Origin of the sequence: Devosia lacusdianchii, assembly GCF_022429625.1 — a bacterium.
GTDB classification, from domain to species: Bacteria; Pseudomonadota; Alphaproteobacteria; order Rhizobiales; family Devosiaceae; genus Devosia; species Devosia lacusdianchii.
In genome coordinates this window covers 2,106,124-2,128,055 of record NZ_CP092483.1, presented here as the reverse complement: position 1 = coordinate 2,128,055, position 21,932 = coordinate 2,106,124, and the positions used below count along the sequence as shown (strand labels likewise).

The 21,932-nt window shown below is 62.1% G+C and carries 19 protein-coding genes; 1 reads left to right on the top strand and 18 read right to left on the bottom strand.

Translation table 11 applies throughout. The features are described from left to right. Window positions 1–79: 79 nt before the first annotated feature. The 14 genes from MF606_RS10375 to aspS all read right to left on the bottom strand — a co-directional run bounded on the left by MF606_RS10375 (window position 80) and on the right by aspS (window position 15,041). Entirely contained in the window at window positions 80–337 is a 258-nt protein-coding gene (locus MF606_RS10375) for a GlsB/YeaQ/YmgE family stress response membrane protein (RefSeq protein ID WP_240233724.1), read from the bottom strand. Then, complete coding sequence (locus MF606_RS10370; protein WP_240233723.1) at window positions 334–1,374, bottom strand: Gfo/Idh/MocA family protein; 1,041 nt, start codon at window positions 1,372–1,374, stop codon at window positions 334–336. The genes MF606_RS10375 and MF606_RS10370 overlap by 4 nt, the downstream gene beginning before the upstream one ends. A 27-nt stretch (window positions 1,375–1,401) precedes the next feature. Then, a complete protein-coding gene (locus tag MF606_RS10365; protein WP_240233722.1) occupies window positions 1,402–1,665 on the bottom strand; it encodes a hypothetical protein in 264 nt (87 codons plus the stop codon). A 20-nt stretch (window positions 1,666–1,685) separates the two neighbouring features. Continuing rightward, window positions 1,686–3,125, bottom strand: coding sequence for a dihydrolipoyl dehydrogenase (gene lpdA / locus MF606_RS10360; protein ID WP_240233721.1), 1,440 nt, complete (start codon window positions 3,123–3,125; stop codon window positions 1,686–1,688). 30 nt (window positions 3,126–3,155) lie between these two features. Next, a complete protein-coding gene (locus MF606_RS10355) occupies window positions 3,156–3,806 on the bottom strand; it encodes an SGNH/GDSL hydrolase family protein (RefSeq protein ID WP_240233720.1) in 651 nt (216 codons plus the stop codon). A gap of 12 nt (window positions 3,807–3,818) precedes the next feature. Continuing rightward, window positions 3,819–5,183 (bottom strand): pyruvate dehydrogenase complex dihydrolipoamide acetyltransferase, encoded by a 1,365-nt coding sequence (locus MF606_RS10350; protein WP_240233719.1) that lies wholly within the window; start codon window positions 5,181–5,183, stop codon window positions 3,819–3,821. An 11-nt stretch (window positions 5,184–5,194) separates the two neighbouring features. Continuing rightward, entirely contained in the window at window positions 5,195–6,583 is a 1,389-nt protein-coding gene (locus tag MF606_RS10345) for a pyruvate dehydrogenase complex E1 component subunit beta (RefSeq protein ID WP_240233718.1), read from the bottom strand. Between the two features lies 1 nt (window position 6,584). After that, window positions 6,585–6,974, bottom strand: coding sequence for a hypothetical protein (locus MF606_RS10340; protein ID WP_240233717.1), 390 nt, complete (start codon window positions 6,972–6,974; stop codon window positions 6,585–6,587). Window positions 6,975–6,981: 7 nt separating this feature from the next. Further along, the gene (gene pdhA, locus MF606_RS10335) at window positions 6,982–8,001 is read right to left on the bottom strand and encodes a pyruvate dehydrogenase (acetyl-transferring) E1 component subunit alpha (protein WP_240233716.1); all 1,020 of its coding nucleotides are present in this window, start codon (window positions 7,999–8,001) and stop codon (window positions 6,982–6,984) included. A 116-nt stretch (window positions 8,002–8,117) separates the two neighbouring features. After that, window positions 8,118–8,516, bottom strand: a complete 399-nt coding sequence (locus tag MF606_RS10330) for an FtsB family cell division protein (RefSeq protein ID WP_240233715.1) — start codon at window positions 8,514–8,516, stop codon at window positions 8,118–8,120. Between the two features lie 238 nt (window positions 8,517–8,754). After that, window positions 8,755–9,045 carry a Dabb family protein gene (locus MF606_RS10325; RefSeq protein WP_240233714.1) on the bottom strand — a complete coding sequence of 97 codons (291 nt, stop codon included), beginning with the start codon at window positions 9,043–9,045 and terminating at the stop codon, window positions 8,755–8,757. Then, the gene (locus MF606_RS10320; RefSeq protein ID WP_240233713.1) at window positions 9,042–11,327 is read right to left on the bottom strand and encodes an NADP-dependent malic enzyme; all 2,286 of its coding nucleotides are present in this window, start codon (window positions 11,325–11,327) and stop codon (window positions 9,042–9,044) included. The genes MF606_RS10325 and MF606_RS10320 overlap by 4 nt, the downstream gene beginning before the upstream one ends. 129 nt (window positions 11,328–11,456) lie before the next feature. Then, window positions 11,457–13,058 (bottom strand): EAL domain-containing protein, encoded by a 1,602-nt coding sequence (locus tag MF606_RS10315; RefSeq protein WP_240233712.1) that lies wholly within the window; start codon window positions 13,056–13,058, stop codon window positions 11,457–11,459. Window positions 13,059–13,247: 189 nt separating this feature from the next. After that, the gene (aspS, locus tag MF606_RS10310; protein WP_240233711.1) at window positions 13,248–15,041 is read right to left on the bottom strand and encodes an aspartate--tRNA ligase; all 1,794 of its coding nucleotides are present in this window, start codon (window positions 15,039–15,041) and stop codon (window positions 13,248–13,250) included. Between the two features lie 199 nt (window positions 15,042–15,240). On the opposite strand from aspS, the gene rnd reads away from it, so the two are divergent. Next, window positions 15,241–16,410 carry a ribonuclease D gene (gene rnd, locus MF606_RS10305; protein WP_240233710.1) on the top strand — a complete coding sequence of 390 codons (1,170 nt, stop codon included), beginning with the start codon at window positions 15,241–15,243 and terminating at the stop codon, window positions 16,408–16,410. Here the strand turns inward: rnd and MF606_RS10300 are convergent. The 4 genes from MF606_RS10300 to MF606_RS10285 are packed head-to-tail and all read right to left on the bottom strand — an operon-like array spanning window position 16,407 to window position 21,918. Further along, window positions 16,407–17,942 (bottom strand): Ppx/GppA phosphatase family protein, encoded by a 1,536-nt coding sequence (locus tag MF606_RS10300; RefSeq protein ID WP_240233709.1) that lies wholly within the window; start codon window positions 17,940–17,942, stop codon window positions 16,407–16,409. The genes rnd and MF606_RS10300 overlap by 4 nt on opposite strands. Continuing rightward, window positions 17,939–20,110: an RNA degradosome polyphosphate kinase gene (locus tag MF606_RS10295; RefSeq protein ID WP_240233708.1), complete on the bottom strand. Its 2,172-nt coding sequence runs from the start codon at window positions 20,108–20,110 to the stop codon at window positions 17,939–17,941. Before MF606_RS10295 ends, MF606_RS10300 begins: the two co-directional genes overlap by 4 nt. Continuing rightward, a complete protein-coding gene (locus MF606_RS10290) occupies window positions 20,103–20,861 on the bottom strand; it encodes a P-loop NTPase family protein (protein WP_240233707.1) in 759 nt (252 codons plus the stop codon). The genes MF606_RS10295 and MF606_RS10290 overlap by 8 nt, the downstream gene beginning before the upstream one ends. Then, window positions 20,827–21,918 carry an AI-2E family transporter gene (locus MF606_RS10285; RefSeq protein WP_240233706.1) on the bottom strand — a complete coding sequence of 364 codons (1,092 nt, stop codon included), beginning with the start codon at window positions 21,916–21,918 and terminating at the stop codon, window positions 20,827–20,829. The genes MF606_RS10290 and MF606_RS10285 overlap by 35 nt, the downstream gene beginning before the upstream one ends. Between the last annotated feature and the right edge of the window lie 14 nt (window positions 21,919–21,932).

The window sequence follows — 21,932 nt, the reverse complement described above, 5'->3', positions numbered from 1 at the left end:
GGTAATGCCATGATCCGCCCTCTGAAACTCTCCGCGAGAGATTGCCTTTCGTGGCCGAAGTTTCAAGGCTCCCCTGCCCTTATCGCGCGATGACCCGAGCGACGGCAATTACGACAATAGCACCAATCGTGGCCGTGATGATCTGGCTGACCAGCACATTACCGATCGGCAGCGAGATATTGGCCATCGACAGCAGCCAGCCACCGACGAAGGCGCCGATGACGCCGACGATCAGGTTGCGCAGCAAGCCACCACCGCCCAGCACGAGGCCGGCGAGCCAGCCCGCGACCAGGCCGATGGCGAGAAAAATCACAAGTTCTTGTACGCCGACGCTCATTGCATGACCTCCGCGATCTCGACCCATTCCCCGCCTCGCGAGGCGGACATAATGGTTGCCTGCACCAGCGCAAGCGAGTGAAGGTTATCTTCTCCCGAACTGAAGCGCGCGGGAATTGAGCCCGTCTCGATGACTTTTGCGATGGCGCCCAGCGTACCGGTGCGATCGGCCAAGTCGATCGTTCCCAGGTCGAACGGTACCGGCTCCTTGTCGCGCTCGCGCAGGCTGAGCTTGTCGGGGCCTGCCTTGCCCATGAAATGGTCGCGCGAGCTCCAGATGATCTCGCCTTCCGAGCAATCCATCGTCCATTCGCCTGACCACGGCGTTACCGGACCACTGCTCATCCATGAGCCCCGATAGGACACGATAGTGCCCTTCTCGAATTCAAGAGTGGCAACGCCGATCGGGTGGTGGCCGAAGGGACTCGAATCCGGATTCCAGGTGCGGCACGACACGCGCTTGGGCTCGTCGCCCAACACCATGCGCATCAGGTCGAAATGGTGAATCGACATATCCGCCAGCAGCGGATCGGGCATGTCCCAATAGCGATAGCCCTGGCTCGGCGCGTGGCGGCGGAAATCGATCGACACCAGGTTCACCGGCCCGAATTTCTGCGCGCCGATCAATTCGGCTGCCGCGATCGGCGCCGGCTGAAAGCGGTAGTTCTGGCTGACCATCAGCACGCGGCCGCTGGCCTTGGCCAGGGCAACGAGTTCCTTGGCCTGGGCGATGGTCGAGGCGAAGGGCTTTTCGACGATGACGTTGAAGCCAAGCTCCAGGCAGCGCTTGACCACCGGATAGTGTGCCTCGGTACGCAGCGTGCAGATGGCCAGGTCGGCTTCGACACCCTTGGCGGCCTCTTCGAGACTCAGGAAGCAGCGCTTCTCGTCGATGCCGAGCTCGCTCTGCACCCGCTTGATGGCATCCGGGTTGCTATCCACATAGCCCACCATGTGAATGTTGGGAACTTTGGGGATAACTTCCTTAGTCCAGCTAAACCCCCAGTGTCCGAGGCCGACTTGGATCGCCTTGACCATGTGGATAACTCCTTGTTCGTGTCCCGCTTATTGCCCCCGGATGACCTCTGCAACGACGACTGCGAGGAATGCAGAGGCAGTTGCTCCCGCCAGATGGATGAAGGTCATGTCGGGCAGTCCTATGTTCAGCAGCGACAAAACCCAGACACCGACGCCATAAAGGACGATACCAACTAGTCCAAGAACGACATTCTCCACCGGGTTGTCGTCTGGCCGGCCGAGCATGATGTTCGAGAACCGGCCAACTCCAGCGCCGATGATGAGGACGAGCAACAGTATCAGGATTTCCATCAAGCGCTCCTGGTTGCGCCTTAGATATTCAGGGCGCGACCATATGCATCCAACACGCTTTCCTTCATCGTTTCGCTCAATGTCGGATGCGGGAAGATCGTGTGGATCAGCTCTTCCTCTGTCGTTTCGAGGTTCATCGCGATGACGAACCCCTGGATCAGTTCCGTCACTTCAGCGCCGACCATGTGCGCCCCCAGCAACTCACCCGTCTTGGCGTCGAAGATGGTCTTGACCAGGCCATCGGGTTCGCCCAGCGCAATCGCCTTACCATTGCCGACGAATGGGAAGCGGCCAACCTTGATTTCGCGACCGGCCTCCTTGGCCTTGGCCTCGGTCAGCCCGACACTGGCTACCTGCGGCTCGCAGTAAGTGCAGCCGGGCACTTTGGTCTTGTCGAGGCCGTGCACCTTGAGACCCGCGATCTTCTCGACCGTTATGACCGCCTCGTGCTCGGCCTTGTGGGCCAGCATCGGCGGTCCGGCGACGTCGCCGATAGCCCAGATGCCGTCGACATTGGTCTTGCCATAACCATCGATGACGATGGCGCCGCGCTCGGTCTTCACCCCCACCGTCTCCAGCCCAAGGCCCTCGATATTGCACTGCACGCCGACCGCAGAGATCAGCTTGTCGCCGGTAACCTGCAGCTTGCTGCCATCTTTCTGCAAGACATGTGCAAGCACGCCGCCAGCATTCTTCTCGACTTTCTCGACCTTGGCGTCGGTCAAAACCTTGATGCCTCGCTTCTCGAGACGCTTGCGGGCCAGGCCCGCGATTTCCGCATCTTCCACCGGCATAATCTGCGGAAGCAGTTCGATGATGGTCACCTCAGCGCCCATCGAGCGGTAGAACGAGGCAAACTCGACCCCGATGGCGCCCGAACCCATCACCACCAGCGACTTCGGCATGGTGGCAGGCTTCATGGCCTCGAAATAGGTCCAGATCTTGTCACCATCGGGCTCGATGCCCGGCAGCACGCGCGGGCGGGCGCCGGTGGCGATGATGATGTGTTTGGCCTTGTAAGTGCCTTCGCCCAAAGCGTTTTTCGGCACCGGACCCTGCGGCTGCACGATTGCCTTCTTGGTCGGCGCGACCTTGACCTCACCTGGCTTGGTAATGACGGCTTCGCCCCAGATGATATCGACCTTGTTCTTCTTCATGAGGAACTGGACGCCATTGTTCATCTGCGCCGCGATGGCACGCGAGCGCTTCACCACGCCGTCGATATCGACGCCGAACTTCTCGACGGTCAGGCCGTAATCCTTGGCGTGGCTCATATGGCCGTAGATCTCGGCCGAGCGCAGCAGCGCCTTGGTGGGGATACAGCCCCAGTTGGAGCAGATGCCAGCCATGTGCTCGCGCTCGATAATGCCCACCTTCATGCCGAGCTGCGCGCCGCGGATAGCGGCAACATAGCCGCCGGGGCCGGCGCCGATGACGAGAAGATCGTATTGGTCAGCCATTTGGGCCTCCAGAATAGTCGATTGAGCGGGCTAAATGCCCAGCATGGATTTGACGACCGGCACGAGCCCCTCGCCGATCGCACTTGTATTGGCAGCGTCGAGGTGAACCCCATCGAGAGGGTCGGCCCTGGCTACCGTCGAAGCGTCGAAGAAGCCGGTATTCCACTCCTGCGCGCGCCGCGCATAGTGCACGGCGAACTGGCCGGATTGATCGATGGCATGCTGAATGCCGCCGAAATGGCCGATCATGTCGGCATTCTCGGTGTCGCAGATCAGTGGCGGCGCTACGAGGATGATCTGTGGCGCGGTTTCGCCTTTGCCGGCATAGTGGCCACGGATGATCTGCACAAGGCGCCGCATGCCGAACGAGGCCTCAAGCGCCGAACCACAAATGGCCGGTTTGAGATCATTGGTGCCCAGCATGATGATAACAAGATCAAGCGGGCTATGGCTTTCGAGCAGAGTTGGCAGGATGCGCGCGCCATTGCGGTCAGCGGCGGCGTACCAGTCGTCCGAGGCTGTCGTGCGACCGCCGAGACCTTCGGCAATCACCCGAGCCGCGCCGCCCAACCCGGCCTCGAGTCGGGTCGGCCAGCGGTCCTCATAGGCGTGACGAGGACCGCCCGGCATGGGATTGGCGCCGTAGGTGAGGCTGTCGCCAAAGGCGAGAATGGTTTTCATCCGTCCTGCCCCTTAGGCCAGCATCATCACTGGGTTTTCGATCAGCCCCTTGAATACGCCGAGCACTTCCGCACCCAGCGCACCATCGACAGCGCGATGGTCGCAGGACAGCGTGCAGGTCATGAAATTGGCGATCTTGACCTGACCGGCTTCGGCATAGACGCGTTCTTCACCCACGCCGACGGCCAGGATGGTGCCATGCGGCGGGTTGATGACGGCGGCGAATTCGCGAATGCCGAACATGCCCAGGTTGGATACGGAGGAGGCCCCGCCCTGGTATTCATGCGGCGCCAGCTTCTTGTTGCGGGCGCGGCCGGCGAGATCCTTGACCTCTTCGGAGATTTCCCGAAGCGTCTTGGTATCGCAGGACTTGACCACCGGGGTGAACAGGCCCCCCGGCACCGCCACGGCAACCGCAACGTCGCTGCGCTTGTGGTAGAGGATCGAGTCACCGGCCCAGGTGGCGTTGGCCGTCGGTACGCGCTGCAGCGCCACGGCCCAGGCCTTCATCACGAAGTCATTGACCGAAAGCTTGTAGCTCGGCTTACCGTCCTTGCCCTTGGGGGCCTGAGCATTAATCTGCTCCCGGGCGGCCAGCAGCGCATCGATCTTGCAATCGAGCGTCAGGTAGAAATGGGGCACGGTCTGCTTGGACTCGGTGAGGCGTGCTGCCACCACCTTGCGCATGCCATCGTTCGGCACGAGCTCGTAAGAGCCTTCGGGGTAGAGCGCCAGCACCTGGGCCTTGGTCATGCCTGCAGCGGCCACACCGCCAGCAACGGATGCAGCGGCCGCCGCTGGCGCCGCCGCCTTGAGCGGGGTCTTGCCGGATTTGGCGGCTTCGACGTCGGACTTGACCACGCGCCCCTTGGGGCCGGAGCCGGAAATCGCGGAAACGTCGATCCCGGCATCCTTTGCCAGACGACGGGCCAGCGGCGAAGCAAACACCTTGCCACCCTCGGCCTTCGCCGGCGCGGGCGCAACCTTGGCTGGCGCGCTGGAGCCAGTATTGCTGTTGGTCGCGGCCGGCGCAGGCGCTGCGGCTGGCTTGGGGGCCTCAGCCGTAGGAGCCTCCGCAGCGGGAGCCGCCTTTGGCGCCTCAGCTTTCGGTGCTGCCGCTGCATCGGCGCTTTCGCCTTCCTGCAGCAGCACGGCGATCACCGCGTTGACCTTCACGTTCTCGGTGCCTTCAGCGACCATGATCTTGCCGATCTTGCCCTCGTCGACGGCCTCGACTTCCATCGTGGCCTTGTCGGTTTCGATCTCGGCGATCACGTCACCGGAAGAGACGCTGTCGCCTTCCTTGACGTGCCACTTGGCAAGCTTGCCCTCTTCCATCGTCGGAGAGAGCGCCGGCATGGTGATATCAATTGGCATCCCGGTTCTCCTTACGAGCGGTAGGTCACGGCATTGACCGCCGCGATCACTTCATCGACGTTGGGCAAAGCCAGCTTTTCGAGGTTGGCGGCGTAGGGCATCGGCACGTCCTTGCCGGTGATACGCATCACCGGGGCGTCGAGATAATCGAAAGCCTGTTCCATGACGCGGGCCGAGATTTCGGCTCCGATACCGCCCTGCGGCCAGCCCTCTTCCACTGTCACCAAGCGGCCGGTCTTCTTGACCGACTCGATGACCGTGTCGCTGTCGAGCGGGCGCAGGGTGCGCAGGTCGATAAGCTCCACGTCGACGCCGGCAGCGACCAGCTTTTCGGTAGCCTGGGTGGCGTATCGCATGCCCATCGAGAACGACACGATGGTCACGTCAGCACCCTTGCGCGCAATGCGGGCCTTGCCGATCGGCAGCACGAAGTCATCGACCTTGGGCACGAGGCCGGTCGAGCCGTAGAGGATTTCGTTTTCGAGGAAGACAACCGGGTTGGGCGAGCGGATCGCCGCCTTAAGCAGGCCCTTGGCGTCGGCAGCGCAATAGGGCGCGATGACGGTGAGGCCGGGAACGTGGCTATACCAGGCCGAATAGTCCTGGCTGTGCTGGGCGCCGACGCGCGCGGCAGCGCCGTTGGGGCCGCGGAACACCATGGGCGCCTTGACCTGACCGCCCGACATATAGAGCTGCTTGGCGGCCGAGTTGATGATCTGGTCGATGGCCTGCATGGCGAAGTTCCAGGTCATGAACTCGACGATTGGCTTGAGGCCGGCAAAGGCGGCGCCGACGGCGAGACCGGCAAAGCCATGCTCGGTGATCGGGGTATCGATGATGCGCTCGGGGCCGAATTCCTGCAGCAGGTTCTGGGTGATCTTGTAGGCGCCCTGATACTCGGCGACTTCCTCGCCCATGACGAAGACGTCTTTGTCGCGACGCAGCTCTTCGGCCATCGCCTCGTTCAGCGCCTGGCGCACGGTCATTTCGACCATTTCAACACCGGCTGGCAGATCGGGATCGCTGTGGGCTTCAAACTTGGGCGCGGCAGGGGCAGCAGCAACCGACGGCGCGGCTTCAGCGGCCTTTTCCGCGGCCACAACAGGAGCTTCGGCCGGCTCGGGAGCGGTCTTGGCGACAGGCGCTGCCGTGGCGGTCTCGCCTTCGGCCAGAATGAGCGCGATCGGGGTGTTCACCAGAACGCCCTCGGTGCCCTCGGCGATAAGCAATTCCTTGACCACCCCTTCATCGACCGACTCGACTTCCATCGTCGCCTTGTCGGTCTCGATCTCGGCCAGTACGTCTCCGGACTTGACGGTGTCGCCGACCTTGACCAGCCATTTGGAGAGCTTGCCCTCTTCCATGGTGGGCGACAGCGCGGGCATCAGGATTTGGGGCATATCAGCTCTCCAGAATTGGGGCGCCGGGCATCGTGGCCACGCGGCGAAGGTCGGTATTGAAAGCGAAATCCGCAGGAATGACGCGCGGATCGTTGATCAGTGAGACGGTAGTGGCGGCCGGTCGCTGGTTGATGGCCCAGCCGCTCAGCGTGATGCCGAGCACGACGAACACGAGGAAGGCGATGACGGCGCGCTTGTAGATATTGAGGTTCTGCGCGGCCGCCGGGCCGGCCTTGGCCTCGAGCTGGCCGAATTTCCACCAACCAAGGAACATGAACGAGCCGAGCTTTTCACCGGCTGGCGCCAGCCGCACTATCGCAGCGGCCTGAATGGCCGCAGCAACCAGAGACAGGATGGCAAAGAGCGCAATTACGCCCAGCAGCACGTTCATCGAGGCCTCAGGCGCTGATGGTGATGTCGGTCCAGAGCTCGGCGGCATCCGGCTCCGGATCGTTGGTGGCAAAATCGGCTGCTTCCGTGACGATGGCGCGAATGTCGTTCTCGATGGCCTTGAGCGATTCCTCGGTCTGGGCACCCGACTCGATCAGGCGGGCCTTCACCTGCTCGATCGGATCGCGCTCCTGGCGATACTTGGTCACTTCGTCCTTGGTGCGATACTTCGCTGGATCGGACATGGAATGACCGCGGTAGCGATAGGTCAGCATTTCCAAGATGAACGGGCCCTTGCCCGAGCGGGCATGCTCGATCGCGCGCTGGGCGGCGTCATAGACCATGCGAACGTCCATGCCGTCGACCTGCTCGCCCGGAATGTCGAACGATGCGCCACGCTGGGAGAAATCGGTGGTTGCCGAAGAGCGCTCGATTGAGGTGCCCATGGCGTATTTGTTGTTTTCGATAATGAACACGACCGGCAGCTTCCACAGCTTGGCCATGTTGAAGCTCTCATAGACCTGGCCCTGGTTGGCCGCACCGTCGCCGAAATAGGCAATCGAAACCGAGCCGTCGCCCTTGTACTTGGCCGCAAAGCCCAGGCCCGTCCCAAGCGACGCCTGTGCGCCGACGATGCCGTTGCCGCCATAGAAGCGATGCTCGTTGGAGAACATATGCATCGAGCCGCCCTTGCCGCGGCTGAGACCACCCTGGCGACCAGTCAGCTCGGCCATAACGCCCTTGGGGTCGAGTCCCATGACCAGCATGTGGCCGTGGTCGCGATAGCCAGTGATCTGGGCATCCTTGCCCTTCTCGCTGGCCATGGTGATGCCGGTAACGACCGCTTCCTGGCCAATATAGAGGTGGCAGAAGCCGCCGATCAGGCCCATGCCATACATCTGGCCGGCCTTTTCCTCGAAGCGACGGATCAGCAGCATCTCGCGATAGGCTTCGAGATCCTGTTCCTTGGTGAACTGAGGGACGTTGGATTGCGTCTTGGCCTTGGTGGCCACAGCCTTACGCGCCATGGGGGTACGCTCCGCATCGAAATGGATTTGCCGCTTGGCCCGAGTTGGCCACACTTGCGCATCATAGTGCAAGCGATCGGGGGAAAGCAATGCTCGTGGGATGCGTAGCGGCGCTGCTAGAGCGTTGAATCAGCTTGAATAAGTTGCATTAACTCATCTGAGGCTAATTCTTCAAATTTACCGGAAAGTGGTTCACCCGTTTGCGGGTCGACCATGATGATGACGTCGTCGGCATTGGCCATATTAAGCAAGGCTCGTGCACGTTCCGTGACAATGTCGGGATCGAGCCGGCGCGTGTCCATCAGCGTGGCGCGGTGCCGGTAAGCGTCAATTTCGGCCTGCAATGCAGCCGACTTGCCCTTGAGCTGGTCGATGTCGATCAGGATCTGCGTGCGGCTTTCCCAACCGAACTGGCCGCCAATGGCCGAGAACCCGAGATAGCCCTGAAACCCCAGCAGCGCCACGGTTAGCGCCAGGGGACGCCAGATAGCAGGACGTTTGAGACGGGTGGGCATGGGCTAACCAGATTGGAACCCAGCCACTATGGCTGACAAGGGCTTAACGCGGGGTTGCCAAGTCGATGGCTGTAACGCTCGCGATGAGTCACCACCCACAGTCGTTCCAGCGGGCTTGATCCGCGGGTTTCTCGCCGCTTGTGCCGTGCTAATGGCGACCGCGGATCAAGTCTGCGGGAAGCGACTGTGGTCGGGGACTGAGTACTCCATACGCCTGGACGTGCGCCGCCATACCCCATCAAACCGGCACGTAGTCGATCTCCAGGAACTTCGCGACTTCCGGAACCCAGCGATCCCGCACGAAAGCCACGTGGTCGGGGTGCTGGTCGTAGCCGGAATAGGCCGACTGGTCCGCGAACTCCATGGAGAAGCCGAAGGCGTAGTCGTTCTTTGCACTCACCTGACGCAATTGTTCGAATTTTTTGACGCCCGGGATCGTCGCCAATATCTTTGCATCGCGAAGGAAAGCGCCCTCCTCCGCAGATCCTGCCGGATGCTTCAGCGTGAAAACGACCGTGTGGCGGATCATGCCTCGGCTCCGATGGATTCGGTCGCAGCAATCGCCGCCATGTTGACGATGCCTCGGCTCGTGGTCGACGGCGCCAGGATATGCGCCGGCGACTTGGTGCCCATCAGGATCGGGCCAACCGACAGAGCGTTGTTCATCTCCTTGAGCAGCGTCATTGAGAGGTTTGCCGCGTCCAGATTGGGGAAGATCAGCAGGTTCGCCTCGCCGCTCAGCACGCTGTCCGGGATATAGCGGTCGCGCAGTTCCTGGTTCAGCGCCAGGTCACCCTGCATTTCGCCTTCGACGATCAGGTTCGGCGCGGTGGCCTTCAGCTTGTTGTAGGCGTCGCGCATCTTGTAGGCGCTATCGCCGTCGCGCGAGCCGAAGTTGGAATAGCTCAGCAGCGCCACCTTGGCCTCGATATTGAAGCGCTTGAGATGGTTGCTTGCCTGCAGCGCGATGCCGACGATCTCGTCGGGCGTCGGGTCCGGGTTCACATAGGTATCGGCAAGGAAGAATGCGCCGCGCGGCATGATCAGCATGGACAGCGCCGAGACGTCGGAAACGCCATCCTGCAGGCCGATGATCGAGCGGATGTCGCGCACGTGCTTGATATAACGACCCTGGAGGCCACAGATCAGCGCGTCGGCTTCGCCGCGCTTGACGGCCAGGCCGCCGATGACGGTCGTGTTGGTGCGCACCACTTGCCGAGCTGTGTCAGGCGTCACGCCGTCGCGGCCCACAAGCGAGTGGAACAGGCTCACATAGTCGCGATAGCGCGGGTCGTCTTCGGGGTTGATGACTTCGAAGTCGGTGCCGGGGCGCAGGTTGAGGCCGAAGCGCTCGATGCGGGCCTCGATCACTGAAGGGCGGCCGATCAGGATAGGTCGGGCGATCCGCTCCTCGAGCAGCACCTGGGTGGCGCGCAGAACGCGCTCGTCTTCGCCGTCGGCAAAGGCGATGCGCTTGTTCTGGCCCTGCGCTCGGTCGATGATCGGCTTCATCACCAGGCCAGAGCGGAACACGAAGCGGTTCAGCGTGTCGAGATAGGCGGTCCAGTCGGTGATCGGCTTCTTGGCGACGCCCGATTCCATGGCGGCACGCGCCACAGCCGGTGCGATGCGCAGGATCAGGCGCTGGTCGAACGGGTTGGGGATGATGTGGTCGGGCCCGAACACGGCCGGCGCGCCGGACGGCGACACTTCGAGCCCAGGTTCATGTGCCAGCTTGGCGATAGCGCGGACCGCCGCCAGCTTCATCTCTTCATTGATCGTGGTGGCGCCCACGTCGAGAGCGCCGCGGAAGATGAAGGGGAAGCATAGGACATTGTTGACCTGGTTGGGATAGTCCGACCGGCCGGTGCAGACCATCGCGTCCAGGCGGGTCGCCTTGGCGACCTCGGGCATGATCTCGGGATTGGGGTTGGCCAGCGCCAGGATCAGCGGCTTGGGCGCCATCTTCTCCAGCATTTCCGGCTTCAGCGCGCCGGCCGCCGACAGGCCGAGGAAAATGTCGGCTCCCTCGATGACCTCGGCGAGCGTAGTCGCATCACTGGTCCGGCGGAATTGGCCGCGCCACTTGTCATTGACGTCGTTGCGCTTGTGGGTGACGAGGCCATCCTTGTCGGCGACCCAGATATTCTCGTGCTTGGCACCGAGGGCCACCAGCACATTGAGGCAGGCGATAGCCGCGGCCCCTGCCCCCGAGGCGCAAATCTTGACGTCCTCGATCTTCTTGCCCTTGAGCTCCAGCCCGTTGAGCACGGCCGCGCCCACGATGATGGCCGTGCCATGCTGGTCGTCGTGGAAGACGGGGATCGGCATGCGCTCGCGCAGCGTTTCCTCGATCTCGAAGCAGTCTGGCGCGCGGATATCCTCAAGGTTGATGCCACCAAAGGTGGGCCAGAGCGGTGCCACGGCATCGATGAATTTCTGCGGCTCGATCTCGTCGATTTCGAGGTCGAACACGTCGATGCCGGCGAATTTCTTGAACAGGACGGCCTTGCCTTCCATCACCGGCTTCGAAGCCAGCGCGCCGATATTGCCCAGGCCGAGCACGGCGGTGCCGTTGGAAATCACGGCCACGAGATTCTGGCGCGAGGTATAGCGCGATACGGTGTCGGGGTCGGCGGCGATCTCCTCGCATGGCGCAGCCACGCCGGGCGAATAGGCCAGTGCCAGGTCGCGCTGGTTGCCGAGGGGCTTGGTCGCCTGGATTTCGAGCTTGCCGGGCTTGGGGAACTCGTGGAAATGCAGCGCTGCCTCGCGGAGAGCCTTCCGCTGTTCATTGACGTCAGTCGACACGCAATCCTCCTCGCTCACATTCAACGATGGTGTTGAACGCTCAACCGTGAGCACGCGTTGGTGCCACCAATTGCTGGCGATGAAAAGGGTCAATGGCAGTGGTTGGGTTCAACTAAAGTCGAACCCGGCTCAGGCGGCGCTGGCGACGATGCCCTCGATGCGGCTGCGCGGCGTTTGCGTGGCGTGCAGGGCCAAAGCAAGCTCCTTGAACGCGCCGATCTTGAGTGCGGGAGCAAAGATGAAGCCCTGGGCGAAGATCACGCCGCGAGCCCGCAGGTAGAGGGCCTGCGCCTCGGTCTCCACACCTTCGGCGACAATTTCGCAATCGAGATCCTTGGCCATGGCGATGAGCCCGTCCAGTACCGCAACCTGCGTGGTGCCTGGCTTGATCATGTCCACGAACACGCGGTCGATCTTGATCACGTCCACACCCAGCGTACCAAGATAGGCCAGATTGGAGTGCCCGGTGCCCGCGTCATCGAGTGCGAGGCGGGAGCCAAGGGCATGCAGGCCCGCAATGACACTATTGGCGATCGCCGAATTGGCCAGCGGATGGCGTTCGGTGATCTCGAAGACGAGTTGATGGAACTCGACCAGAGAATTGCCAAAGATCGCCTGCACGTCCTCGACGATGCTACCGTCGCGGAAATGGCCCTCGAAGAGATTGATCGAGACCTTGATGCCCGGCATCTGCCGGCAGATTTCGCCCAGGTCGTACTTGACCTGCTGCATCAGCGAGAGTGTCATGGGGATGGCAAGGCCGGTGACCTCGGCATAGTCGATGAACGCTCCTGGCGGTATGACCTTGCCGTTCTTCTTCTCCCAACGGCATAGCACTTCGCAGCCGGCGAGTTCTCCGGTGCGCAGGTTGATGACCGGCTGGTAGTAGGGCTTGATTTCGCCCCGCGCGATAGCGCGCTCGAGATCGAAGGCGGGCACGCGTGAGCGGCGTACATAATGCAGCGACAGGACCAGGAAGGCCGCGCTCATCAGGCAGGCAATGACCGTGAAGCCTACATCGAGATCGGTATAGCCTGCCCGCGCCATGGCAAAAGGCAGCGCATATTCTACCTTGAGCGGAAGTTCGCCGGCGAAGCCCTGCGAATAAATGAACTCGGTAGCCGATGAACGCCGGTCGAAACCGGTCGGATCGCCGATGGTCAGCACCGACGTCCCATTGGTCAGCAATACGCGCAGCATGGCGGCGCCCTGCAGACCCTCGGTCAGCGCGGCCTGGCTTTGTCCTAACAACGGCACGAATGCCGATACGCGGCGCGTATCCCCGAAGGATTGGGTGATCTTGAGCGCGGGCATCGCCATGCCGCCAAGTGACACGATGCTGATGGTCTCGGTATGGCCCGGCACAGGCAGGCTTTCGGACAGCGGCGAATAGCTGACGGCGCGGCCGAAGGCGTCGCAATATTGAACGCCATCGGCGTTCTCGACCAACACCTGCTTCATATTGATACTGGACTCGATCGCCTGCTGCACATTGGCGATGAAGGTCGGCGTGCAGAGCGACGGGCTATCGGCCAGAATGCGGCGCAGCGATGAAATGGCGTCGTTCGTACCGGTTTCTATTTGGGAGGCAATGGCAGCAACATATTGTTGCGTAACATCCTTTTCGCGCATGCGGACGTAGGCGTCGAGCAGGTAATCCACCGCCATGATGGGCAGGAACGCCAGGATAGCGCCCATGAGCATCAGGATATGGGAGTAGCGCGATTTCACTGCACGAATCCGGAAACAGGATCATTCGGTACTTCACCGGTACCAATCAGCGTTTAACGGATCATTAATGCTGGTTAATTGATGGAAACCATAACGACCTGCCGCAACCGCCTGCCCACTAACAAAAAAGGCGGCCATCCCGAGTCCGGATGGCCGCCTGCAATAGGTATCAATAGGTATTGCCGAACCTTACTTGTCCTGGACGTTCAGACGGATGCTCAGCTCACGCAATTGCTTGGGCGCAGCGGGGCTCGGAGCGCCCATCAACAGGTCTTCGGCCTGCTGGTTCATCGGGAAGGCAGTGATCTCGCGCAGGTTCTGCACGCCGCAGAGCAGCATGACGATGCGATCCACGCCGAACGCTGCGCCGCCATGCGGTGGTGCGCCGTACTGGAAGGCGCGGTATAGGCCGCCGAACTGTTCTTCGACCTCGTCGCGGCTCTTGCCGGTCAGCTCGAAGGCGCGGACCATAGTCTCGGGCAACTGGTTACGGATCGACCCGGAGGCGATTTCGTAGCCGTTGCAGACGGCGTCATACTGATACGCCTTGATGGTCAGCGGGTCCTGGCCGTTGAGCGCCTCGATGCCGCCCTGGGGCATGGAGAACGGGTTGTGGGCGAAGTCCACGCGCTTTTCTTCCTCGTCCCACTCGTAGAACGGGAAGTCGACGATCCAGCACAGTGCGAACTGCTCGGTGTCGACGAGGCCAAGATCGGTGCCAGCCTTGGTGCGGGCCTCGCCGGCGAACTTGTAGAACTTCTCCGGGCGGCCGCAGACGAAGAACACGGCGTCGCCGTCATCCAGGCCAAGCTGCACCTTGAGGGCGGCCGTGCGCTCCTCGCCGATATTCTTGGCGATGGGGCCGGAGCCCTGCCCGTCCTTGAAGAAGATGTAGCCGAGGCCCGGCTGGCCCTCGCCTTGCGCCCAGGCGTTCATGCGATCGCAGAAGGCGCGACCAATGGGCTCTGCCCCGGCCTTGTTCTTGGCCGGAATGGCCCAGACTTCGACCTTGGAATCAGCTTCGATCTGGCTGGCAAAGACCTTGAAACCCGAACCGGCAAAGTGCTCCGTCACGGCCTGCATCTCGATCGGGTTGCGCAGGTCGGGCTTATCCGAACCGTATTTGCGGATGGCAGTGTCGTAGGGAATGCGCGGCCATTCCTTGTTGACGCGCTTGCCGTCGGCAAACTGCTCGAAGATGCCGGTGATGACGGGCGTCATGGTGTTCCAGACGTCTTCCTGCGTAACGAAGCTCATCTCCAAGTCGAGCTGGTAGAATTCGCCCGGCAGGCGATCGGCGCGCGGGTCTTCGTCGCGGAAGCACGGCGCGATCTGGAAATAGCGGTCAAAGCCCGCCACCATCAACAATTGCTTATACTGCTGTGGAGCCTGCGGCAGCGCGAAGAACTTGCCGGGATGAATGCGTGACGGCACGAGGAAGTCGCGTGCGCCTTCCGGCGACGAGGCCGTCAGGATCGGGGTCGAATACTCCGCGAAGCCGGCATCGGCCATGCTGTTGCGCATTGCCGAGATCACCTTGGTGCGGCGGACGATGTTGGCATGCAGCTTTTCGCGGCGCAGGTCGAGAAAGCGGTACTTCAGCCGCACATCCTCAGGATACTCCTGATCGCCGAACACGGGCAGCGGCAGTTCCTTGGCGGCCGAGAGCACTTCGATCTCGCGAATGAAAACTTCGATCGTGCCGGTGGGCAGGTTCGGGTTCACGGCTGCAGCGTCGCGCGGCTTCACTTCGCCATCGATGCGGATGACCCACTCCGAGCGCACCTTTTCAGCGGCCGCAAAGGCGGGAGAATCAGGATCGATAACGGCCTGGGTCAGCCCGTAATGGTCGCGCAAATCCATGAACAGCAGCCCGCCATGGTCGCGAATGCGGTGAACCCAGCCACTGAGACGAACAGTTTGACCGGCATCCTTGGCGGTGAGAGCCCCGCAAGTGTGCGAGCGGTAGCGATGTGAAGTCATTTGAAAGCTCTGGGAAAAGGCCGGAATCTTGGGCGGGAAAAGCGCATGGGAGCCCCCGCTTGTCAAGCTGGATGGGCCTATCCGCTCCAGCCCGAAGCGCGCCGCGCTAACCTTGGCCGAGTACTCAACAAATGCTGTCTGGAGTGGACCTGATTCACCTGCTAGTAACAATCTTGACGAATTTGAGACGGACGCCGGTATGGACCTCATTGTTTCCACAGATGTGCTCGCCGCTTTTTGCGAGCGCGCTGCGAAGTTCGATTTTGTGACTGTTGATACCGAGTTCCTGCGCGAAACGACTTACTGGCCCAAACTCTGTCTCATCCAGGTCGCCACTGATGATGAGGCTGTGCTGATCGATCCGCTGACTCCCGGATTCGATCTCACGCCGTTCTTCGATCTCCTGGCCAATCCCAACGTCACCAAGGTGTTCCATGCCGCCCGGCAGGACATAGAAATTTTTGTCAAACTGACGGGCAAGGTGCCCGTCAACATCTTCGACACCCAGGTTGCGGCTAGCGTCTGCGGCTTTGGCGATAGTGTCTCCTACGACAATCTGGTCCGCTCAATTACCAATGTGGAGCTCGACAAGTCGTCTCGCTTCACCGATTGGTCGGCCCGCCCGCTCTCAGAAAAGCAGCGCCTTTATGCACTCGCCGACGTCACGCATCTGCGCGACATCTATCGCGAACTGCGCAAGCAGGTGGACGCCACCAAGCGGTGGGACTGGGTCGAGGACGAACTGGGCGTGCTACGCAGCATCGATACCTATGTCGTCCAGCCTGATCAGGCCTGGGAACGCCTCAAGATGAAGATCAATCGCCCGCGCGACCTGGCGGCGATGAAGAAACTCGCGGAATGGCGCGAGCGGCGGGCACAGGATAGCGACCAGCCGCGCAGCCGCGTGCTGAAGGATGACGTATTGTTCGAGTTGGCGCAGCAGCGTCCTTTGACACCTGATGCATTCGAGAAGCTGCGCGCAGTGCCGCGTGGTTTCGGCCGCAGCTCGGCCGCTGCCGAGATCATGGGCCTGCTCAAGGAAGTAGAAGCGCTCACCAAGGCAGAGCTGCCGGCCATGCCCGAACGCTACCGGGGCCCCTCGCCCAAAGGCGCAGTGGGCGATCTCGTTCGCGTGCTGCTGAAATCGGTGGCCGAACAGCATGGCGTTGCCGCCCGCATCATCGCGACGTCCGACGAAATCGACGCTTTGGTGCTCGATGACGATGCCGACGTCCCTGCCCTCAAAGGCTGGCGGCGGAAGCTGTTTGGTGACAAAGCGCTTGATATCAAGCACGGTCGCATCGGCCTGGTCGCCACACGCAAGGGCGTCGTCGAGTTCTCGGTGCAGGAAGCCGTCGCCGCCGACTAGTCGACCCGAACCTTAGCGGACTTGATGCCGGCCACACCGGCAAATTGCTCGAGCCGCCCTTGCAGGTGTTCCCCGTCGAGGAAAGCCAGGTCACTGGGCAGGATCAGCGACAGCGTATTGCCGCTCATCTCGAAGCGGATGCGCGGCAGGATGCCCGGCATGGCTGCAGTCATCGGATAAGCCACCCGGAATAGCGCTCCGACCAACCGAGCGCGGCTGGTGATCTCAGCCGATCCCAGCACCGCCAGCGGAGCGGCCGCCTTGCTCTTGAGCCCGTCATAGCGGATGGCCATAACCTGGGCGAGGAAGGCGCGGCCCGGATGGTCGACGCCGCTCAGCGAGCCATAGGCCACGGCGTCCACGCTCTGCAGGCCGCGATAATCGGGATGAGCGCGCCAACTAATATCAGCCAACAGGCATGCCACCGTGCGCAGCCGGGCCTGTTCTGCGGTTTCCGGTGTCCCCGACACCGCAAGAAACTGTCCGGTGAACTCGACGAGATCGCTGGCATGCGCCGGCGACCGCGAGCGCAGCACCGAAAGCTCCTCTGCGCCCTGTATCAGTGGATCGATGGCCTGCTCGCGCTTGTCCAGCATGCCGTAAAGGTAGCCCTCGCGCACGCCCAGCGCGGAAAACACCACATTGGCGAATTGTCCGGCCTTTAGCACTTCGCTCAGCACGGCCGCACCAAACGGGACCAGCTCGCGCCGCGACGAGCTCACATGCTCCGATCCGGTATAGGACTTAAGAGAAGCGCCACCCATAATGTCGTTGCAGAAGCGGATCATGTCCTCGGCGGGGACGATGTAGTGCTGCACCATGTGCAGCGGATAACCACTGACGATCTGATGCAGTTTGGCCAGCGAACGCCACGTGCCGCCAATCGCAGCGAACGAAGCGCCCTTGCGAATCTTGGTCAGCGAAGACTTCTGCAGGCGCTCGCGAACGATCGCCGCGGCCCGTACCGCAGAGCCATTACTGTCGTCCTGAAGGCGGATGACGCCTAATTCATACGATTGCCCGTCCGTATCGGAACCGTGGAGAATGGCCGAGAGCTCAAGGCTGCCGCCCCCCAGGTCGCCGACAATGCCGTCGAATTCGGGAATGCCAGCGACCGCGCCAAGCGCGGCGTAATGCGCTTCCTGCTCGCCGCTCAGCACCTGCACCTTGCTATCCATCAGCGCCTCGACGGCGTCGACGAATTCCTGGCGGTTGGCGGCGTCGCGCACGGCCGAGGTGGCGAGCACGCAGACTTTGCCCACGCGCATCATCCGGGCGACCAGCGCAAAGCGCTGGATGGCATTGAGCGCCTGGGCGACGTTGGCGTCGGCCAGCCGGCCGGTTTGGCCCACGCCGCGGCCGAGGGCGCAGGCCGATTTTTCGTTGTAGAGCGGCGTCAGGGCCCGCGCATGTCGCTCATAGACGACGAGGCGGACCGAGTTGGAGCCGATATCCAGCACCGCCACGGGCTTGGCGCCCTTGATGCGGCCCTGCGCGGTCGGATCGGCATCGACGCCCCAGAATTGATTCAAGCCAGGCCCTCGTCACCCTCGACCAGGCCGGCGCTGCCGCGTCCAGACAGCGAAGGATTGGTCATGAAATAGTCGTGCGCGTTGAAGGGTTCTTCGCCTTCTGCCACGCGCACTCGATGGGAACTGCCATCCGGCAGCACTTCCCAGCTCTGCTGGTTGTCGCGCTGATAGGCAACCAGTATTCGGTCGAGGATTTGCTTATGCACGGTGTTGTTGAGAATCGGCACCATCACCTCGACGCGGCCATCCAGGTTCCTGCCCATCAGGTCCGCGGACGAAATATACACCTTGGCGCGCGGATTGGGCATCGTCTCGCCATTGCCGAAGCAATAAATGCGGCTGTGCTCGAGGAAGCGGCCAACCACCGATTTCACACGGATATTCTCGGAGAACCCCGGAATGCCAGGACGCAGGCAGCAGATGCCGCGCACGATCAGGTCGACCTTCACGCCCGCCTGGCTGGCGTCGTAGAGCGCGTCGATGATCTGTGGGTCGACCAGCGAGTTCATCTTGAGCAGGATGCTCGCGGCTTGACCGCTGCGCGCGAATTCTATTTCGCGGCTGATGCTATCGAGCAGCGTCTGGCGCAGGTTGACCGGCGAGACAGCGATGGTCTCGAGCTCGGTCGGGCGGGCATAGCCGGTGATGAAGTTGAACACCCGCGCCACGTCGCGCGTGATGGCCGGATCGATCGTGAAGTAGCTCAGGTCGGTGTAAATCTTGGCAGTGATCGGGTGGTAGTTGCCGGTGCCGATATGGCAATAGCTCACCAGTTTGCCCTTTTCGCGCCTCACGACCTGGCTGAGCTTGGCGTGGGTCTTGAGTTCGATGAAACCGAACACGACCTGCGCCCCCGCCCGCTCCAGATCGCGGGCCCAGCGAATATTGGCCTCTTCGTCGAAACGCGCCTTGAGTTCGACAAGGCATGTCACCGACTTGCCCGCCTCGGCGGCCAGCACGAGCGCCTTGATGATCGGGCTGTCGGCCGAGGTGCGGTAGAGCGTCTGCTTGATGGCGACCACATCAGGGTCGCGCGCCGCCTGCATCAGGAACTGCGCCACCACGTCGAAGCTCTCGAACGGGTGGTGCACCAGGATGTCCTTGGCGCGAATGGCGGCGAAGCTGTCGCCGTTGTAATCGCGGATACGCTCCGGGAAACGGGCGTGATAGGGCGTGAACTTGAGGTCGGCGCGGTCGACGTCGCAGATCTTGCGGGCGTCGGCAAGGCCGAGGAAGCCGTGCACCTCGAAGACGTCGCCGTCCTTGACGCCGAGCTGCTCGGCGATCTGGCGCTTGAGTGCCCGTGGCATGGAGCTTTCGATCTCGAGGCGGATCACCTGGCCGCGACGGCGCTGACGCAGGGCGGACTCGAACTCCACCACCAGGTCGGCGGCTTCGTCGTCGATTTCGATTTCGCTGTCACGGATGACGCGGAAGGCCCCCGAGCCGACCACTTCATGGCCGGGGAACATCTTGTGGAAGAACAGCTTGACCAGCGTGTCAATGGTCACGACTTCGCTCCGGCCCTCGGAGACCAGCCCGCTAGGCAGGTTGATGAAGCGGTCGAGATTGCCGGGGATACGGACAAGCGCGGTCAGCGGCAGGTCATTGTCGGGACGCTTCAGCTCGAAGGCTAGCGCCAACCCAAGATTTGGGATGAACGGAAATGGGTGGGCCGGATCGACGGCGATCGGCGTCAGCACCGGGAAGATTTCTTCGCGGAACAGCTTCTGCAGATAGTTGATCTGATCGGTGGTGAGATCGTCTTCCTCGTGGATCACCACGTTTTGCGCGAACAGTTCTTCGCGCAGGTTCTGCCAATGGTCCTGCTGCTCCAGCTGCAGGTGCTGGGCCAGCGTGGCGATTTCCTCGAGCTGCTCGGCGGGGGTCAGCCCATCTGCGCTCTGCTTGCTCAGGCCGGCGCGAAGCTGGCCTTTGAGGCCGGCCACGCGGACCATGTAGAACTCGTCGAGATTGTTGGCCGAGATGGAGACGAAGCGCAGACGCTCGAGCAGCGGGTGGTTCACATTGCCGGCTTCCTCTAGCACACGCATGTTGAACTGAAGCCAGCTCACCTCGCGATTGACGAAGCGTGCCGGGCTCCTACGCAGGGCCTCGATATCGGGAACCGTGCCGTCGGACTCGGCGAACTCGCTCATTTCATTCATCGTCTTGGGTATCCCAGTCCTGTTCGTTGCTCGCCTCGCCGCGGGCTTCTCGGCGGCGATCGAGAGCTGCGGCGGCGATGCTGCGGGTAATGGCAGTTCCCCTGGCCAGTGCCAGCCTGTCCATCAGGTCGGCAAGAAGCGCGACTTCCTCGGTGGACCGCTCCATGCGTGCAACCAAGTAGCCGACGACCTTCGGATCGACCTTGATCTGCCGATCTCCGAACAGTTTCACGAACATATGTGACAGTTGAATGTCATCCGTCAGTTCCAATGTGAACGCCGTCGCTCGCCTTGCCCGAGAGCGTACATCATCGGTCGCCAGCGGCCAGTTCGCAACGTCTTCCCGCGCCGTCAGCAGCAAAGGGCGCGTTTCGCGCATCGACTGATTCAGCAAGTGGAACAAGCCGGCCTCGTCATAGGCCAGCCGGTCGACATCCTCGACGATCAATGGTGACTGCCCGCCCTCTGTCGCGAAGGCTTCGAGGTCCGCCACACCGGCAAAGCGGGCGCCGCTCCGATCGGCAAAAATCCGCGCAAGGTGGGACTTGCCGGAGCTGACCGGGCCGATCAGCAAGGTGATCGGGTCGGGCCAATGCGGAAAGGCCAGCAAACGGCCATGCGCCAGCACATTGCCCTCGCCTACCAGGAAGTCGGCTTCGCCCTGTGCGGGCGTGTGGCCGAGTTCGAGCGCGAGCTGGCCCTTGCCGGTCGATGGATCAGGGGGCGGAGGTATCGCCACCGGCTCCACCATTCTGCCCGAGATAGAGAGTACTAGCCTTGTACTTTGACACGCCGTAGCGGACGAGGACGCCGCCGATCGCTGCCAGCGGTACGGCCAGCAGCAGGCCGACGAAACCGAACAGCGCGCCGAAAGCCAGCAGGGCGAACATCAGCCAGACCGGGTTGATGTTGATGCTAGAGCCAACCAGCTTGGGGTAGAGAATATTGCCTTCCACAAACTGCCACCCCATGAAAATGGCGCAGACGGCGACCACCATCCAGTAATTGGGCCAGAACTGGACGATGGCGATGCCCACCGAAAGGGCGAAGCCAACGGCAAAGCCGACGAACGGGATAAAGCTGAGCAGGCCGCCGATGAGCCCAACGGCAAGGCCGAAATTCAGTCCGATGAGGCTTAGCGCCGTGGCGTAGAACGCCGCATCGATCAGCAGCACACCGCCCTGCCCGCGAATAACGCCGGCCATGGACTTGTCGATGTCTCCGAGGATGCCATTGATCTCCGGGCGATAGATCGGCGGAATCAGGGCCTGCAGACCGCGGACCATGCTTTCCCAGTCCAGCAGCAGGTAGAAAGCCACGACCGGGGTCAGCAGAGTGAAGCCGATGACGCCGGCGCCTGTCAGCCCGATATTGACCAGTTCCGCCGGCAAAGCCGCAATAAAGCCCAGCACCTGCGTGGTCATGGCACTGATGCTCGTCTGGAGCTGCGCGGCGCGCTCCGGCCCCAGCCATTCGTTGATTTCAGGCGACCACTTGGTAATCAGTGCCTGCAAGTCGCTGACATAGCCCGGCAGGCGCTGGATCAGACCGATAATCTGCTGACCGATCAGCGGGACCAGCATGAAGAACAGGCTGAGGAAGATGGTGATGACGCTCAGCAGCACCACCGTGGTCGCCCAGCCGCGGCTGAAATGCCAGCGCTGCAATTGGTTGACCAATGGGTTGAGCAGGTAGGCGAGTGCCGCCCCGACAACGAAGGGCAGCAGGATTCCGCGGAACAGCCACAGCAGCAGGATGAGCACCACGAGGAAGGTGACCCAGACGAGGACTTGATTTCTAAGGGTCATGGTGCCGGGCGGGC

Coding starts and splice junctions, on each gene's coding strand:
- MF606_RS10340 (WP_240233717.1), bottom strand. CDS start 6,974: ATGAACGTGCTGCTGGGCGTAATTGCGCTCTTTGCCATCCTGTCTCTG.
- aspS (WP_240233711.1), bottom strand. CDS start 15,041: ATGACTTCACATCGCTACCGCTCGCACACTTGCGGGGCTCTCACCGCC.
- MF606_RS10295 (WP_240233708.1), bottom strand. CDS start 20,110: ATGAATGAAATGAGCGAGTTCGCCGAGTCCGACGGCACGGTTCCCGAT.
- lpdA (WP_240233721.1), bottom strand. CDS start 3,125: ATGGCTGACCAATACGATCTTCTCGTCATCGGCGCCGGCCCCGGCGGC.
- MF606_RS10290 (WP_240233707.1), bottom strand. CDS start 20,861: ATGGTGGAGCCGGTGGCGATACCTCCGCCCCCTGATCCATCGACCGGC.
- MF606_RS10285 (WP_240233706.1), bottom strand. CDS start 21,918: ATGACCCTTAGAAATCAAGTCCTCGTCTGGGTCACCTTCCTCGTGGTG.
- MF606_RS10345 (WP_240233718.1), bottom strand. CDS start 6,583: ATGCCCCAAATCCTGATGCCCGCGCTGTCGCCCACCATGGAAGAGGGC.
- rnd (WP_240233710.1), top strand. CDS start 15,241: ATGGACCTCATTGTTTCCACAGATGTGCTCGCCGCTTTTTGCGAGCGC.
- MF606_RS10355 (WP_240233720.1), bottom strand. CDS start 3,806: ATGAAAACCATTCTCGCCTTTGGCGACAGCCTCACCTACGGCGCCAAT.
- MF606_RS10350 (WP_240233719.1), bottom strand. CDS start 5,183: ATGCCAATTGATATCACCATGCCGGCGCTCTCTCCGACGATGGAAGAG.
- MF606_RS10370 (WP_240233723.1), bottom strand. CDS start 1,374: ATGGTCAAGGCGATCCAAGTCGGCCTCGGACACTGGGGGTTTAGCTGG.
- MF606_RS10365 (WP_240233722.1), bottom strand. CDS start 1,665: ATGGAAATCCTGATACTGTTGCTCGTCCTCATCATCGGCGCTGGAGTT.
- MF606_RS10330 (WP_240233715.1), bottom strand. CDS start 8,516: ATGCCCACCCGTCTCAAACGTCCTGCTATCTGGCGTCCCCTGGCGCTA.
- pdhA (WP_240233716.1), bottom strand. CDS start 8,001: ATGGCGCGTAAGGCTGTGGCCACCAAGGCCAAGACGCAATCCAACGTC.
- MF606_RS10375 (WP_240233724.1), bottom strand. CDS start 337: ATGAGCGTCGGCGTACAAGAACTTGTGATTTTTCTCGCCATCGGCCTG.
- MF606_RS10325 (WP_240233714.1), bottom strand. CDS start 9,045: ATGATCCGCCACACGGTCGTTTTCACGCTGAAGCATCCGGCAGGATCT.